This window comes from Rhodovulum sp. P5, from assembly GCF_002079305.1.
GTDB lineage: Bacteria > Pseudomonadota > Alphaproteobacteria > Rhodobacterales > Rhodobacteraceae > Rhodovulum.
This window is the reverse complement of record NZ_CP015039.1, coordinates 2,671,485-2,686,167: the sequence shown is the minus strand read 5'-3', so window position 1 is coordinate 2,686,167 and position 14,683 is coordinate 2,671,485. Positions and strand designations below refer to the sequence as shown.

Sequence of the window (14,683 nt, the reverse complement as noted above, 5' to 3'; positions counted from 1 at the left end):
GTCAGGTCCTTTTCTTGCGCGGCGGTTCGGGGGGCTCGGTCTGGGGGCCGGTTTCGGGGTCGGCGGCGGCGGCCGACGGTTCGCGGATCAACTCTCCGCTGTCCGGATCGCGGCGATAGCGGCCGCCGGCGGTCGGTCGGTCACTCATTGCGCACCTGTCAGGAAACGGGCCGTCGCCCAGGTTTGAACGTAAATGCTGACACCCGTCTCGACGGGGCTCGCCTCGCCCCCGATCAGTTCGCAGGGGTCGGAACCGGTCGGGGGCTCCCACCCGGCCAGAGCCGCCTCGACATCCGATTTCAGCGCGTCGAAGCGCAGCGCGCGGTCTGCGCCCATCAGGTGATCGTAAAGCCGCACGACGGCGCCAACCGCGAACTGCACCTCCACCCGTTGGCGGAACCCACCGGTGGCGAGCGGGTTCGGATCGGCCCGCTCGCGCCAGGGCATGACGATAGCGGTCCCCAGTTCGGTCGCGACCTGCCCGGCCCGTTCGGTCAGCGCGTCGATGTCCTCGGCGATCTCGACGCCGGCCCACCGGTCGGTGGGCAACGTGGATGAGAGACGTGCGAGGATATCGCCCAGCATCACCAGCCCCTCAGCCGATCCGCGGTGAACACCTCGTCGGGGTGGCAGCCCATCGTGCCGCCGGCGCCGGCGGTCACGGTGCCCCCTGCGGCCAGCGGCAGCGCGATCAGCCCGCGCGCGGCATCCTTGAGCGCAGCGATCGCGGCCTTGTAATCGGCCTCGACATGGTCGGGGGCGCCGTTGCGGTGCAACGTGTAGCGCGCAAGGCTGACCGCCCAGGTGACAACCAGGTCCGGCACATCGTCCAGCGGCGTGTCGTAGCGGGTGGCCAGATAGCCGTCGATCGCGTTGTCGGCATCGGCGAGTGCGGCGGCGATGACATCCGCGTCGGCCGCACCGTCGCGGTCCCGGTCGGCGATCTGCACGATCTCGGCCTCGCCCGCGCGTTCGATGAGGTCGGAGAGCGTGGCGTAACTCATACCCGATCCTGCGGCAGGGCCACGCGGCCGGGCTGGAAGATCGCGCGGTTGAGCGCCATGAAGCCCTGCTCGATGCCGGTGCGGGCGACGGCCAGCCAGCGCTGATCGAACTGGGGGTCGCCCTTCATCTCGTCCAGCACGCGCAGGATGCCCTCTTCGGTGAACTTGTTGGCGTTGACCAGGGCGACCTTGTCTTCGTCCTGCGCGCTGTAGCCGGCGACCGGCAGCGCCGCGAACGTCCGGGGCTCTGCGGCCCCGGGTTCGGGCTGCACCTCGTGGATGCGCAAGTCCTGCCCGGAATGGACGTAGAAGGTTCCCTCCTCGCCGGCAGCGACGGTTTGCGGGGGCTCCGGATGGCCGGTGCGCGGGCAGACGGCCGTGACCTGAACGGCCCAGCCGGCATGTGCGGAAACGGTTACGGTGGTGGTCACGTCGTCACTCCTCGGTCAGACGCCAGCCGGCCCGGACGAGGCCGGACCAGAGCTGGTCGCGTTCTTTCACGTGCAGGTCTGTCGGCTCGAACCGCACCTGGCGGCGGATCGCGTCGTCGATGGCTTCACCCTGCGTCGCCCACGCATCGCCCGTGCGCCCGTCCGGGGCTTTCCAGCGCCAGGCCATCAGCTCTTTGCCGATTTCGCGCGACGCGGCGCCTTGCGCCGGGGGTGCTTCGGACGGGCGGCCAGTGCGGCGTCCAGCCGGTTTGCTGTTTCTGCAACCACCTCGGCGGGTGATTTCGGCGGGACCGCCGGCGGGGCTTCGGCCTTTGGCGTGTCGATGGCCCGGGCCTCCGCCAGATGGCGCAGGACCGCCGCATCCACCTCGACCTCTGCGCCGGGGGCATGGCGCACGCCCCCGATCTTGGCCGGCCCGGTCAGGGTCACGCGTACCATCGCCTGCCCCTTACGCTGCCGGTGCGCCGGCGTTCTGGATCAGGAACCCGCCTTCCGCGCCCACGAGATAGGGACGACGCTCGGTCTTGGTGGGGTAGATCCAGCTGTCGTTGGAACGCTCGAAATAGGGCTGTTCGACCTGCGGATAGCCCATCAGCTCATAGGTGTAGCCATAGGCCGGCACCTGGAAGTTGTCCCCCGTCTCCGGCACGTAGGCGAGGATCGCGTCATCGCCCCAGATATCCGTCGCCGGGTCCGTGTCGGCCGCCGTCTCGGGCAGGTAGACCGCCTTGCCGACCTCGACCTTTTTCAGATCCAGCGCGGCGGCCAGCATCTCGGCCGTGATCGACCGCGACGAGGTGTACTTGAACTGTTCCTTCATCGTCGAATGCCCCTTCAGCGCGTTGAACGCGCTGGGCCCCAGCATCAGCGTGTTGGGATAGCGGCCGATGGCCTGGCGGATCGCTTCGCGGCCGGCGTCGATATCGGCGACCGGTGTGCTGGTGCCGCCGGTCCAGCGGTCGGCGCCAACCAGCGCCACCTTGTGGTTGGCATCGTAATTCGCCGCGTTGCGCGCCAGCGTCGCACACTCGTATTCCAGCCCCAGATCGACGACGTCGAGCGCCATGTTGACGGCATTGGCGCCCAGATCGATCCCCGGCACTTTCTCGGCCTCCTCCTGGTGCTCGACGGGCACCACGGCCTCCAGCGCATCCTGCAGCAGGCTGACCGGGTCGGAGGCATAGCCGTACTGCACGCGCTTCTTGTCGGCGCCGGGCGCGCGGCGGGTGTTCATCATCCGGAACGATTCCTTGCCGAACTTGATGACCCGCATCGAACGGTTGGGGATCGAGGCGCGCGGGAAGAGCACGCCCGCCACGAATTCGGAATTGCGATAGCCGCGGGCATGGGTCGACAGGATCGGGTCGATCACGGCGGCGGTACGAGTGTTGACAGGGGGCATGGGTCAGGTCCTTCAGCGGATCAGGATGGTGACGAATTCCCCGTCCGCGGCCGTCGTCAGCGCCACGGCGAAGGGGTTCGAATGGGTCTGGTCGTCATAGGCCTGCACCCCGCCGGCGGCCGCGGTCACGACCTGGGTGCCAGCCGTGATCGCCCCCACGGCGGCCACGCGGGCGGTACCCAGCACCATCACCGCGGCAGGATCGCCGATCACGGTGTTGGGGCTTTTTGCGACGCCCAGCACGGCGGCATCGTCGGCAACGATCTTCGCCCCGGCAAAGTCGATCAGGTCGTAGGCATCGAACAGCCCGGTGGTTGCAGTGACGGTGACCGTCAGGACGTCCTGGAAATATTGCATCGCTTGGGTTCCTCAGGAGACGGCCTTGACGGCCGAGATGTAGTCGGTGCCGGGATGCTCTTTCTGCCAGGCCATCGCGCGGGCATGCAGGTCGAGGGCGGCGCGGTCGACGGGCTTTCCGTCTGCGGCGAAGGCGGCGGCGGCCCCGGCCTCGGGATCGTCGCCAAGATCGTGCTCTCCGAAGGCGACGATCTTCGGTTGCGCGGCCAGCAGCTGGCGCAGGGCCGCACCGGGTGCGATTTTCTCGCCCCCCTCGGCAAACGCGACCGTGGCCTCGCCCGGCAACGCGTCGAGCAGCGCCGTCACCTGGTCCTTCGAGGCGGGCAGCAGCCGACCCTCGGTCACCAGGCCTTCCGCGAAGGCGGCGTGCTCCGCATGGGCCGCGGCGGCCTCGCGTGCGGCAAGCTCGGCCTCGCGCGCGTCGAGATCGGCAGTGCGGGTCGCATCGGCGGCATCGGGGGCGGGATCGGGTTTCGTCACTTTGGGCTCCTTGCTTTCGGGGGTAGCGGGGGCGGCGAAACGCGGCTTCGGATCGTCGGCATCTTCCAGCCAGTCGATCTGCCAGGCCGGCAAGGCGCGGTCGGACTCCTCCAGACCGAACCGTTCGATGAAGAAATCGCGCAGGCCGCGGAACAGGCGCGCAGCTTCCTCGCCGGCGCCGAAGTCGGTGGTAAAGATCGCACCCTCGGCCGAGGCGAAACTCGCGTTTTTCAGACCGCTGACAGCCGGGGCAGCCGCCCCGAGGAACCCGATATGCTTGGGATACCAGGTACCCGGCACCGGGTTGTGGCCCTGGTCGGGGCGAAAGAACGCCATAGACACTTTGCGGAAGCGGCCCGCCTTGACCAGGTCCGCGAAGGCCGGCTCGATGTCGCCCAGATGTGCGTTCAGCCGCTCGGCCCCGGCATCGTACTCGAACCGCTCCACCCAGCCGAAGGCCGGGGCGTCGGTCTCGGGATGGCCGACGACGATCGGGGCGGGCGCGGTTTCAGGGTCGTAGCTGTCCGCAATGGCCTTCAGGTCAGCCGCCGAATAAGTGATCGGCGCGCCGTTCAGCGGCGTGAAGGTACCGGGGCGGAAAACCTCGATACGGGCAGTCAGGCGGTCGGGGTCGCGGGGCATGGTCTACCGGGGGTGGCTGGTGGTCCCGCCGGTTGTCGCATGGGGCTGGGGGTGCATTGGTCCGGACATCCGTCCGGGCGCCGCATGGGCCCCCTGTCCGCAGCATGGCGCGGCCTGAGCCGGCCGGTCAATCCCCGATAGTGGCTGGCATGAGACGGAACATGGCCTGAGAGCGATCCTGACAGGGGTCTGACAGGGTGCACCGCCTTTTTTCGGGGCGTCGGTGCGCGTGCCGCCGTTCATGCGTTCTGCGGCCGCTCAGGCGATGGTCGTTTTTCAGCGGCTCAACCAGTCCTCAGCCTCCTCGACGATCGCGGCTTCGTCCGCAATGGAAAGACCCAGATAGGGCCGCGCGGGAATTGTGATCGTGTAGGCGGGGATCGCGACGACATGCGCTTCGCTCGTCTTGTTCTTCTTCTTTGCGAAGCGTCGAGGGCCGGTTTTCCGCTTGCGACCGAAATAGACCGTGCCCTGGCGCGCGGGGATGCTGATCGTGCCTCCGAGCTGGTGGATCGCGGCATAGGCGACGGGCGACCCGATCCGCACCTCGTCGTTCGATGCCTGGGTCACGATCGAGCCCGCCAGGACGCCCGTTTCCCGCAGGATCGAGATCTGCGCACGCCCGCGCTTCTTCCGGGCCTTGATCGTCGCAGGCGCCAGCGGCACCCAGGGCCGTCCGTCAGGGCCGCTTTCACTCCGGAACCTGTCTTTGGTCGATGACTGCAGCCGCTCGCCGATCTGCTGAAACAGCGGCCGGCGGTCGGACAGGGTGGCGAGGATTTCAGCCAGCCGCGCGCGGGCGACCCTGTCTTTCAGTTCGGCGGTAATGACAATGCCGGCCATTGTTGGCAGGGCCTCCTGACACTATATTATAGGTGCGGGCACGCGATGACAGGTGATTGTCCAGGTAGCTCCCCGCAACGACGGCTGGATCGCCCCGGCCGTCATTTTCGTTTCCACACCAGTTTGCCGCCGCGGCGCTTGTCGATCCCGCCGATGGTCGGTTGGCCCTTTCGGTCTTGCGTCGGGTAGGCTGTCACCGCCTCCCACCAGCGCCGGCCGACCTCGAAGACGGCGTATAGCCCGGTGTCGGGATCGACCCGGATGTATCGGCGATCCACAACCAGTTCCTCCACATCCGGATCGATCGCGTTTCTCTTGGCCGCGACTCCGATCCATATCTCGTCGGGATCGCGCAGCACCTCCGCGAATTGCCGTGCGAACACCTCGCGCCCCCGCTTCCTGATCTTCAGAAGCCCGTCCCGTCCGCGGAACATTTCTGCCGAGATCGGCAGGCGTGTGCCGGTCGCATCCGTCCAGATTGCGGCCTGATCGAGCGTCGCGCCAAATGGTTCGAGGAAGGCGGAGATATAGGTCTCATCGTCAAGGCCCGGGGCCATGCGCGCGGACCGGAAAGGGCGGGCTGCCGAAATCAGCGCCTCGATCGGGACGGGCGTGTCGATTTCCACACGGTGGCGTCCGGCGGTCTGCAACGCGCCCGCCTCCTCCGCCAGCGCAGATGGCACCAGCCCGCGCTCCCACAGATCGCCGGGCATGTGGTCCCAGCCATAGCCGATGCCGCTCGGCAACTGGACGGTATCGCCGGTTGCCTTGTGGGTGTGCGTCCGCGTGCCGTCGTCCGGCGCGGTGTCGGGGCCGTCCTTGCCCATACCCGCCAGGTCGCGTTCGGTGAGCGTGCGCACGCCGCAGCTGCAGCGCCAGTCGTTCGGCGGGAAGTGCGTGTCCCACCATGGATCGTCCCAGCGCAGCACCAGCCCGTCCCAGGCCACATGTTCCGGGCGCGGCTTGAGCGGCACCCGCGTGTCTGCATGCAGGTATTGCCAATAGGGGCGGGTCTTGACGACCTCCGGGTCGCGCATCTGGCGCAGCCGCCCGGCCATGTAGGAGGTTCGGATGTTGGTCTCGAAGATGGTGCGGATGCGCCAGCCGCGGCCGCCGTTGTAGTCCCACCCGTATGTCTCGACGAGGCGGTCGAACTCCGCGGCAAACCCCTTGATATCCCGCGTCTCGACAGCCGCGATCACCGCGGCCTGGAATTCCTCCAGCATCGCCAAGTCGGTCACGCCCGCCACGACGAAGGCGCGGTCGTGATCTCCCCCCATCGCATCGGTCCATGCGCGGGTGGGCTTGCCGCGTTTCTGACGCAGATACGCAATCTGCTCGGCGAAATCGAGCCGGGTGAATTCGGGCTCTGCGAATCCGGGCGCGGGCGCCTCGGACTCGGCAAAAACCGCCTCGCGCCCTTCAAGGGCCGCCAGGTCCATCGCCTGGGCCAAAAGGGCCGCCAGCGCATCGGGCGTCCAGCGCGCGGCAAGCTCCAGCAACGCTCGGCCAGCGGCATCGAAATCATCCGCCCCCTCGATGGCAGTACGGATAGCCGCGAGCCGCCGGGCGAAATGCCGCTCGGCTGCGGCGACGGCCCGATCCGCGATCTGCGCGGCCGGGCTGTCAGGCGCGGCCAGGCACACATGTCCGGCCGTTACCGTTTTTTTTTGAGCCGGGCGGCGAAGGCGGGGGCCGTCGGATCGGATGTCACGGCCGGGTCAGGGGCCGCCGGCACGGTGGCAAAGGCATGGCGCGCTACAACCAGCTCGTCGATCGCTGCATCGGGGAGCGTATCGGTCACCTCGAACGACACGACGAATTCCCGCGCCACGGTGTCGTCCTCGATCTCGGAGGCCTGCGCCAGGACCGCGCGCAGCGCCCGCGTGGTATCCTCAGCCGCCTTCGCGCGGGCCTGCCCCATCTCGGCTGCGGCGCGCTCGTTCTTGGGACGCACGCGCCAGACGGACGGCAGCGCTGCGCCGGGGATGTTGTAACCGACAATCCAGGCGGTGAGCGTATCGCGGAGCGTGTCTGCCAGCAGATCGCCATCGGAATCGACCAGCAGGTCCAGCATCTCCTGGTGCACCTCGCCCAGGGCGCGGCTGCCGCCTGCGTCATTGACCTGCGTGGTCAGCGTCTCGCCGGTGGTGCAGATCGAGATCTGGCGGTCCCAGTAATCGAGGAACTGCTCATAGGTCACGCTGCCCGAACGGCTGGCCTCCAGAAACTCCACATCCGTGCCGATCGGCACCACGATGGCGGACCGCGACCGCGCCGCGGCCAGTTCGTCCAGCAGCCGGCGCTGTTCGTCCGACAGCGAACCATAGGGCGATTTGCCCACCACCGTGGGCGCGGCGAACTTGTCCAGGAAGTGCAGCCAGAAGGCGATGCCCTCGCGTTTGAAGAGCACCGGCCAGAACAGGCGATGGCCGAGGCCAAGGCCGTAGGGCGCGTTGCCCTTGCCGCCGACGCGGTGGACGATGAACTTCCGATCCGGCAGCGACACCCCTTGGCGCATCGCCGCCCAGGTCAGCAGCCGAAGTTTGCCCTCGAAATCGAAGGCGAACCGGCGTTGGTCGTGGGACTTGATCCATTCGGGGCGGATGCGCGCACCATCGCGCATCCAGACGATTTCCGAAACCGCGAAGCCCTTCAGTGTGGCGTCCAGCAGATCCTCGCAGATGCGGTCGAAGGGCAGCAGCCCGAGTTGCTCCTGCACCAGTTCAGCCGCTTCCTGGTCGATGGGGCGATCGCCGCCGGGTTCGACTTCCCAGGCGCGCGCGATCAGCGTTTTCTTGCGCTTCTGCAGCATTGCGAAGGCGTGGGTGTCGCGCTCGATCTCGTCATAGATCGCAAGACCGCGACCTCCACCCTGGTCGATCAGCGTGGCGTCGGCATTCTGCATCACCCCCGAAAAGTACGGGATGGTGATGTCGTTGGCCGCAGTTGCGATCAGCGTTTTCGCCGCGGTGGGCAGGTTCTTCCGGCCATCGCCCGCAAAGGCGGCCATCGCCGCCTGCACCCGGTCTGTCAGTCTCATCGCCCGTGCCCTCCCAACCGGTAGCCGCCCAGCCGGTCGCCGCCGACGGCCGGCGCTGTCAGAACCTCGCCGCCGCCCGTTCCGCTGCCGGCGTAGTGCAGCGCGTTCTGCCACAGCATGTCGAGCGCGTCGGGTCCGTCGTCATGGTCGCCGTTCGGCCATTGCTGCAGTTGGTCGATCAACGTGGTCTGACTCGCGTGAAAGCGGATCAGCCCGGCCGCGACGGGCGGCTGCAGGCGTTCGATGCGCAGATCCTTGTCGGCCGAGGGCACGACCGGCACGGCCGAGACGCCCACACCCGCTTTCGCGGCCTCGGCCATCAGGCTCGTCCGCAAGAACTCCTGAAACTGGACCGATTCGACGAACCACAGCAGGCAGCGATACTCGCGCTGCAGCGCGATGGTATCGGCGATGATCAGGTCCGGCAGGCGCTTGCGGATCGAGGCCTCGACGACATCCATCCGCCCTTCCAGCCGATCGAAGCCGCCGATGAGGATAGCCGACGGGTCACGCCCCCGGCCTTTCTTGCCGAGGCTCGGGTCGATCGCACCGAAGAAGATCCAGCTCGTTTGCCGCTGCACCCAGAAGGTCAGGTCACCAAACGGGTTGCCTTCGGCCACCGGCTTGTTCTGGTATTCCGTGGCGAAGGCGTCGTGGCTCGCCGCACGTTCCAGCATCAGCCACAGCAGCGGCTGGATCGATGGCCAGTTGACGACGGCGCCGGCCTCCATCTCGTTCCGGTGCGCGGCGAAAAACGCGCGCGCGGCCTCTTCGCCCTCGGCGCGGAAGACCTCCTCGAATTCGTCCCACAGGTCCATCCGGTCGGGCCAGTGCACGATGGCGCGGAACTCGGTCACGTTCCACACCGGCGATTTCGCGGCGCGCACGATCACCGCGTCGAAATGCAGGACCGTGCCCACCCAGACCACGTCCATCGTACCGTCGGGCGGGCCGACCTTCAGCGCCGCGCGCTCCACCCAGGTCTGCAGCTTCTTGCGCTGCTCGGGGCTTCGCACCTGTTCATCGTTCTCGATATCGTCGAGAAACAGCAGATCGGGGCGGTAGGGTCCGTGGCGCCGGCCGCGCAGCTTCTGCAGGGCGCCCAGCCCCTCAACGCGGATGTTCTGGCGGGTGACGATCTCGCCCTCGCGCCAGACGCGGCCCTGCCCGCAGGCCTCGGGGAAGTCGTTCGCCAGACGGGGGTTCGTTGTCAGCTCCGCCTTGATCGCCTCGATCAGAAGCGCGGCCTGGGCGTAGACGTCGCAGACCTCAAGGATGTAGCGCTTCAGGCCGCGCACGATGCAGTAAAGCGCGAAGCCGAGCGACAGATGGGTCGATTTCGACGACCCGCGCGGGGCGATGACGAGATCCCTGACACCCTGCTCCAACGCGAGGATCTCCGGCACGCGGGCAAAGATGTGGTCGTGGAACAGGCTGGCCTCGCCCCGCACGTAGTGCGGCAGGTAGGTCTCGACGAAGAACCGGAAGCCGTCGTCGCCTTCGACCTTTTCCAGGCGGGCTTTTCGCGCCTCCGGATCGGCGGGGAAGGCTTCGACATTCAGCTCGATATGGCGGGCGAACTCTGCCGCCATGTCCGCGATCGCGTCGCGGAACTCCCGCCGGCTGAGCGTCGGACGCTGCCGGGGTTTGCGACTCATGTCGTGTAGATCTCGGACAGGCGCGCGCCGAAGGGCTCGATGATCTCCAGCACGACATGGCTGTGCTGGGGGAATTCCTCGCGCACGAAGTCGAGCAGCCGGCTCATCACGTCATGGGCCACGCCCAGCTCGCTTATGTTGGGAGCGAACCGCTTGGCGCTGGCGGCCATCTTCGTCATCGCGTCCGACAGCGAGACAAGCATGTCGATCTTCTCGGCCGCCGTGTGGCCGCCGTGCTTGATCTCCTCCATGATCGACTGCGCCTGCAGCATGAAGTCCTCGACCACGGTCGAGACGACGACTTCCACGCCCTCGCCGGCGATCACGGCGGCGGAGCGCGCCTTGTCCCAGTCGTCGCCGGCGGCCCGGTCGGCCTTCTTCCAGCGCCCGACGGTCGATTCCGAAATGCCATGGGCTGCGGCAATGGTCGATTGCTGCATGCGCCGGTAGATATAGTCGGCGCGCACCTTGCGGCGGATCTCCGCCCGGCTGTCACGGCGCGACATGTGCAAGCCCTCCGGACAGGATGAAATCGACGGCCGCGGCACCCAGTCCGCCAAGAACAAGGACCATCAGCCACTTGATGCCGCCCTTGATCGTGCCCAGGTCTTCGCGGATTTGGCGGTCGCGCTCGGTGGCAACGGCGGCCATCGTCTCCAGCGAGGCGATGCGCTGTTCATGCGCGTCGAGACGCCTGTGCGCCTGCGCGATGCCGTGCGGGTGTTGGTCGATCTCAGTCATCGGTCGGGCCTTTCGGGTCAGTCGGGTACGATGCGGCCCAAAACCGAAAGTCGGTAGTTCGGGGCACGGCGTTCCCACCACATCCACGCGCCCCCGACGATGGAGACGCCGGCGTTGACCGCGGCCACCAGGTCGGCGGCACCGTCGCCGATGGATTGCGCATTGCCGGCCAGGTCGGCGGCAAGCGCGCCGAGGCCACCGCCCAGAAGCGGGCCGAGAACCCCGAACAGGGCAAGAATGGCGGCCACGGTGGAGCGTGCGAAAAGCGGGTTCAGAACGGGGAGCGAGGTGTTCGTCATTGGGGTCCTCTCAGGCCTCATCGGTGGAATAGGTGCCGGTCGCCGCCTGCGGTGACGGCGGAAGATCGGTGCCGGCGGGCACGCGCAGACCCAGAACGCGAGACCGCGGGAACCAGTCCTCGCGCACCGCGTCGCGCTGGTTCCCGCCGATTCCGCGGATCGCTTCGCCGCTGTGACCGGTGACCAGGAACACGTGCCCATGCCAACTCTGGGTTCGGTGGGTGCGCCAAAGAACGCAAGTGGCCCCCAGCGGCGGCACATCCGCGTCGGCCGGGCGCCCGAAGTCCAGCCAGGCACGCGCCGACAGCCGGTTGAACGTCTGCTGTGCACCGGGAAAGCCCACGGCATTGCAATGGGCGACGAACAAGCCGCACCAGGGCGTATCGTCACCCGGATACCATTGCTCCAGCTCCTCCGCCCAGTCCATGATCACCGGGTTGTTTGCCGGCCCCGTTGCCTCGTGCACGCCCAGAAGACGTCTGGCCTCGGCGACGTTTGCCGGCTCGTCCGGCCGGGGCTGGGCCGCGGGGCGGCGCAAGGCAACGCCGGGCTGCCAAAGGTATTGCATCGTTACCGGGCCCGGATACGGCCGCGCGCGCAAGCCGTTTGCCGCCTTGAAGTCGAGAAGGGCAAAGCGCGTCCGCTCTCCGGCGATGCCGTCGACCGGACCGGTGTAGAATCCGAGATCGACCAGACGCTGCTGCTGCGTCGCGACGATGTCTTTGGAAAGGCTCATTGCCCGGGGCCTCATGCGCTTTTGCGCAGGTCTACCGGAGGATGCGGACAGGCCGGTCCGGACATGCGTCCGCCCGATCGGCCGCGGCAGGTGTCAGGATCGGGAAAACAGGTCGGTCTGGCGATCGTCGCCGCGATTGGCCAGCCGGCGCACATGGCGCTCTGACAGTCCCAGCGCACGGGCGATTTCGCCCCGCGTGCGACCTGCCGCCGACATCTCGTCGACCGATCGGCGGCGGCCCTGCGCGCGGCCGTGAGGGATGTAGATCACCGCATCCCCCAGAAAATGACATAGCCGAGCCGCGTCCTCTTCGCCAAGCGCCTTGACGAGCGGATGACCGGGCCGCGCGCTTTTCGGGATGCGCAGGTCGCGCCCGCCGAATTCCTGCATCAGCCGTAGCGCGACGCGCAGGCCCAGCGTTTCGGCCACGTCGATCAGCGAGTCGGGCAGATGGGGGGCGGTCATGGGCGCACCCGACCGTGAGGCGCATAGTCGCCCGGCCGCTCCAGCCTCGCGCGGCAAGGGGCGACCCAGTGAAACTGTGGCGGCGTTCCGGGGGTGGCCGGCCCGCGCCAGACCAGCCAGCAATAGGCAGTTGCCGAACTGCCCTTTTCAACCACGCGGCCGCGATGGATCACCACGCGCTCGGAAAACTGGAGGATGTGTTGCGGCGGATCAACCTGGAAGAGGTCCCGATATCGGCCAGCGCCCTCCAGAAAGGCAGTGCGGACAAAGATTGCCACGCCTTCCCTGCTGGTCTCTCGCGCGCGGCGAACGAATTGATCCGCCAACCGGAAAGGCGGGTTGGTGATCGTCCAATGGACTTCAGGCAGCTCGTCGGGCCACAAGAAGTCGCGCAGTTCATAGCCGAGCCCATAGTCGGCCACGTCGGACGCATGCACGACCCGGAAGTATTCCAGCAGGGGGCGCAGCATGTAGCCACGGTTCGCGGCGGGTTCCCGCACGACCCAGAAATCCGGATGGAAAAGACCCTCGATCGGGAGTGTCAGCAGGAACTCGCACAGCGCCCGCGTCGCCCAGGGCGGCGTGGGGAAGTCGTCCAGCGCATCCTTCGGCTCGCGCCGCTGCGCCATGACCGCGGGGCTTGTGTTCTGCGCCATCAGCCCTCCTGCGCGGCTTTCGCCCGCGCCTCCATCTTCTTCAGCGCCTCGATGATCGGGTGGGCCTGGTCGTAACTCAGCAGATCCGGATCCACGGCCACGTCGTCCACGCCATAGGCGACGAATCGCTTGCAGAAGGCGCGCAACGCGGGGCGCGAGCCGTCCTCGATGGCGCCCAGACGGTGGCACGACTTCCACAGCGCATGCAGCAGGCGGATGTAGGGCTTGACCGAGGGCGGGATCGACTTGCCCCCTGACCTGAGCCGGAATCCCAGCCGCTTCATCTCGGCAATCACCGCCCGATGTTCGGCATCGGTCATGGCGCGGAGCGAGTCCTTGCCGGTGACGCGGGCCAGGAGCGCGCGATACGTGTCTTCGTCGAGCCCGAGCTGCCCCTTGGCGATGTTGATAACAGCCTTGCTGTTCATTTCAGGCGCGCCTCCATCTCGCAGGCGATATCCCACAGCGAAAAGCCATAGCTGACATCCCCGTCGCCCCGCGCCGGCACCCAGACCATACGCTCGCCATCGGCCCAGCCGACCCGCAGATTGTCGTCGCGGTCCAGCGCCGCGGCCAGCGCGTCTTCCAGCATCATCCGGCGGTCGATGATCGAGGCCGAGGAGTAAATCGTCTCAGGCATCCGGGTCTCCGTCGTCCAGCACGGCCGCGGCCATGTCGTCGCTGGCAATAGCCTCCAGCAGGCGCGAACACAGCACGGGCAGCGAGACGCCCCGCGTCGCCGCAGCTTCGGCCAGATCGGCGCGGGCGCGCCCGGTCAGGGGGACGCGCAGCGCTTTGCGAGGCCCCGAGCCGGGACCGCGAGGCCGATTGAAACGCGGAACGTCCGCGCCTTGAGAACGGGCGCAGGTGATGATGTTACGCACTGTGGGATGCGCGATTTCCAATTGGCGGGCGATGTCCACCGGGCGCACGCCACTCCGCGCCAGCGTCAGTACCGTATCGCGTCTTGGATGAGGGGCGGGCATGTCAACGGCCCCGCATGTCGGCGACAGAAAACGGGCGCGCGGCGCCATTGCCCAACAGTGCCACGCGCTCGCTGTTGATGCGGTTGCGGCAGTCCAGAAGGGCGGGGGCCTCGTCGTGATCGCCCAGCGCCACAAGCGCGGCGTCGATAAGTGTCATGGCCACGGTCAGCGCCTCATAGGGGTCGTCATCCCAAGTGAACGTCGCGCTCATATCTTCTCCCCGGGGCCGGGACGGGTCGCCTCTTCCATCGCGTAGGCCACAACCAGGCACACCAGCGCCTCGATTTCGTCGAGTGTCACCTGCGTCGTTCCGTGGCGGCCGCGGGTGGCGACCTTGCGCACTGCGGAGCCGGACAGGGCCAGCATCTGAAGGAAGGTAAACCGCTCACCCATGGCTGCACCGGGCGCAGGTGTCGGGGTTGGTGACCGACGGCGTAAAGGTCTTGCCGCACAGTCGGCATTCCTGCGGGCCGGCCTCGGCGATATGCCGTTGCGCGGTGCGGCAGTGATGCGCCCACATGCCGCGCAACTGGCCCATGCTCAGCCCGAAATCCGGCGCGATCCTTGCGATCTTCTCGCCGTCGATGATCCGGGCAAAGGCGGCCTCGCGCTGCTCTTCCGAAAGCTCTACAGGCGGGGCCGGCGGCAGCCTGGCCGGGCTTGTGGGACGGGGCGCGACCGGCACCGGCAGAGCCACAGGTGTCTCCGGGGCCCGCTCCGACGCCGTTTCCGGCGCGGTATCCGCTTCGGTCGGGGCGGCGTCATCATCGTCCCGGATACCCTCGTCGTCGGCCTCCAGCAGGATGCAAACGCGCCGTGCCAGATCGCGGTCGGGAAAGATGCCGATCAGCGTCGGCCGCAGAAATATGATCTCGATCTGACCGTCGGCGCGGTCGCGCATGTGATAGCTCATCTCTCA

At 67.7% G+C, this 14,683-nt stretch carries 25 protein-coding genes; all 25 read right to left on the bottom strand.

Going from position 1 to position 14,683, the window contains the following annotated elements; translation table 11 throughout:
- Position 1: 1 nt before the first annotated feature.
- Entirely contained in the window at positions 2-148 is a 147-nt protein-coding gene (locus RGUI_RS21270) for a hypothetical protein (RefSeq protein WP_156882959.1), read from the bottom strand.
- A complete protein-coding gene (locus RGUI_RS13010) occupies positions 145-585 on the bottom strand; it encodes a hypothetical protein (protein ID WP_081533580.1) in 441 nt (146 codons plus the stop codon). The genes RGUI_RS21270 and RGUI_RS13010 overlap by 4 nt, the downstream gene beginning before the upstream one ends.
- Positions 585-1,004: a phage protein Gp36 family protein gene (locus RGUI_RS13005; RefSeq protein ID WP_081533578.1), complete on the bottom strand. Its 420-nt coding sequence runs from the start codon at positions 1,002-1,004 to the stop codon at positions 585-587. The genes RGUI_RS13010 and RGUI_RS13005 overlap by 1 nt, the downstream gene beginning before the upstream one ends.
- The gene (locus RGUI_RS13000; RefSeq protein ID WP_081533576.1) at positions 1,001-1,435 is read right to left on the bottom strand and encodes a hypothetical protein; all 435 of its coding nucleotides are present in this window, start codon (positions 1,433-1,435) and stop codon (positions 1,001-1,003) included. The genes RGUI_RS13005 and RGUI_RS13000 overlap by 4 nt, the downstream gene beginning before the upstream one ends.
- A 4-nt stretch (positions 1,436-1,439) precedes the next feature.
- On the bottom strand, positions 1,440-1,622 hold the full coding sequence (locus RGUI_RS12995; RefSeq protein ID WP_081533574.1) for a hypothetical protein: 183 nt from the start codon (positions 1,620-1,622) through the stop codon (positions 1,440-1,442).
- On the bottom strand, positions 1,622-1,894 hold the full coding sequence (locus RGUI_RS12990; RefSeq protein ID WP_081533572.1) for a hypothetical protein: 273 nt from the start codon (positions 1,892-1,894) through the stop codon (positions 1,622-1,624). Before RGUI_RS12990 ends, RGUI_RS12995 begins: the two co-directional genes overlap by 1 nt.
- Before the next feature lie 10 nt (positions 1,895-1,904).
- Positions 1,905-2,858, bottom strand: a complete 954-nt coding sequence (locus tag RGUI_RS12985) for a major capsid protein (RefSeq protein WP_081533570.1) — start codon at positions 2,856-2,858, stop codon at positions 1,905-1,907.
- A gap of 12 nt (positions 2,859-2,870) precedes the next feature.
- Positions 2,871-3,215, bottom strand: a complete 345-nt coding sequence (locus RGUI_RS12980; RefSeq protein WP_081533568.1) for a capsid cement protein — start codon at positions 3,213-3,215, stop codon at positions 2,871-2,873.
- Between the two features lie 12 nt (positions 3,216-3,227).
- Positions 3,228-4,337, bottom strand: coding sequence for a hypothetical protein (locus RGUI_RS12975; protein ID WP_081533566.1), 1,110 nt, complete (start codon positions 4,335-4,337; stop codon positions 3,228-3,230).
- 276 nt (positions 4,338-4,613) lie between these two features.
- The gene (locus RGUI_RS12970) at positions 4,614-5,180 is read right to left on the bottom strand and encodes a phage virion morphogenesis protein (protein ID WP_081533564.1); all 567 of its coding nucleotides are present in this window, start codon (positions 5,178-5,180) and stop codon (positions 4,614-4,616) included.
- Between the two features lie 101 nt (positions 5,181-5,281).
- Entirely contained in the window at positions 5,282-6,826 is a 1,545-nt protein-coding gene (locus RGUI_RS12965; protein WP_253798372.1) for a PBECR2 nuclease fold domain-containing protein, read from the bottom strand.
- 11 nt (positions 6,827-6,837) lie between these two features.
- Entirely contained in the window at positions 6,838-8,223 is a 1,386-nt protein-coding gene (locus RGUI_RS12960; protein ID WP_172841144.1) for a DUF935 family protein, read from the bottom strand.
- On the bottom strand, positions 8,220-9,881 hold the full coding sequence (terL, locus tag RGUI_RS12955; RefSeq protein ID WP_081533562.1) for a phage terminase large subunit: 1,662 nt from the start codon (positions 9,879-9,881) through the stop codon (positions 8,220-8,222). The genes RGUI_RS12960 and terL overlap by 4 nt, the downstream gene beginning before the upstream one ends.
- Positions 9,878-10,387, bottom strand: a complete 510-nt coding sequence (locus tag RGUI_RS12950) for a DUF1804 family protein (protein WP_081533561.1) — start codon at positions 10,385-10,387, stop codon at positions 9,878-9,880. The genes terL and RGUI_RS12950 overlap by 4 nt, the downstream gene beginning before the upstream one ends.
- On the bottom strand, positions 10,374-10,622 hold the full coding sequence (locus tag RGUI_RS12945; RefSeq protein ID WP_081533559.1) for a hemolysin XhlA family protein: 249 nt from the start codon (positions 10,620-10,622) through the stop codon (positions 10,374-10,376). The genes RGUI_RS12950 and RGUI_RS12945 overlap by 14 nt, the downstream gene beginning before the upstream one ends.
- 17 nt (positions 10,623-10,639) lie before the next feature.
- The gene (locus RGUI_RS12940) at positions 10,640-10,921 is read right to left on the bottom strand and encodes a hypothetical protein (RefSeq protein ID WP_081533557.1); all 282 of its coding nucleotides are present in this window, start codon (positions 10,919-10,921) and stop codon (positions 10,640-10,642) included.
- A gap of 10 nt (positions 10,922-10,931) precedes the next feature.
- Complete coding sequence (locus RGUI_RS12935; protein ID WP_081533555.1) at positions 10,932-11,672, bottom strand: TIGR02594 family protein; 741 nt, start codon at positions 11,670-11,672, stop codon at positions 10,932-10,934.
- Between the two features lie 78 nt (positions 11,673-11,750).
- The gene (locus RGUI_RS12930; RefSeq protein WP_081533553.1) at positions 11,751-12,122 is read right to left on the bottom strand and encodes a hypothetical protein; all 372 of its coding nucleotides are present in this window, start codon (positions 12,120-12,122) and stop codon (positions 11,751-11,753) included.
- Positions 12,119-12,778 (bottom strand): hypothetical protein, encoded by a 660-nt coding sequence (locus RGUI_RS12925; protein ID WP_081533551.1) that lies wholly within the window; start codon positions 12,776-12,778, stop codon positions 12,119-12,121. Before RGUI_RS12925 ends, RGUI_RS12930 begins: the two co-directional genes overlap by 4 nt.
- Positions 12,778-13,206 (bottom strand): gp16 family protein, encoded by a 429-nt coding sequence (locus RGUI_RS12920; RefSeq protein WP_081533549.1) that lies wholly within the window; start codon positions 13,204-13,206, stop codon positions 12,778-12,780. Before RGUI_RS12920 ends, RGUI_RS12925 begins: the two co-directional genes overlap by 1 nt.
- Positions 13,203-13,418 (bottom strand): hypothetical protein, encoded by a 216-nt coding sequence (locus RGUI_RS12915; RefSeq protein ID WP_081533547.1) that lies wholly within the window; start codon positions 13,416-13,418, stop codon positions 13,203-13,205. Before RGUI_RS12915 ends, RGUI_RS12920 begins: the two co-directional genes overlap by 4 nt.
- The gene (locus RGUI_RS12910) at positions 13,411-13,764 is read right to left on the bottom strand and encodes a hypothetical protein (RefSeq protein WP_172841143.1); all 354 of its coding nucleotides are present in this window, start codon (positions 13,762-13,764) and stop codon (positions 13,411-13,413) included. The genes RGUI_RS12915 and RGUI_RS12910 overlap by 8 nt, the downstream gene beginning before the upstream one ends.
- Position 13,765: 1 nt before the next feature.
- The gene (locus tag RGUI_RS12905) at positions 13,766-13,975 is read right to left on the bottom strand and encodes a hypothetical protein (protein WP_081533543.1); all 210 of its coding nucleotides are present in this window, start codon (positions 13,973-13,975) and stop codon (positions 13,766-13,768) included.
- Entirely contained in the window at positions 13,972-14,157 is a 186-nt protein-coding gene (locus tag RGUI_RS12900; RefSeq protein WP_081533541.1) for a hypothetical protein, read from the bottom strand. The genes RGUI_RS12905 and RGUI_RS12900 overlap by 4 nt, the downstream gene beginning before the upstream one ends.
- Positions 14,150-14,677 (bottom strand): hypothetical protein, encoded by a 528-nt coding sequence (locus RGUI_RS12895; protein ID WP_081533539.1) that lies wholly within the window; start codon positions 14,675-14,677, stop codon positions 14,150-14,152. The genes RGUI_RS12900 and RGUI_RS12895 overlap by 8 nt, the downstream gene beginning before the upstream one ends.
- Positions 14,678-14,683: the final 6 nt, after the last annotated feature.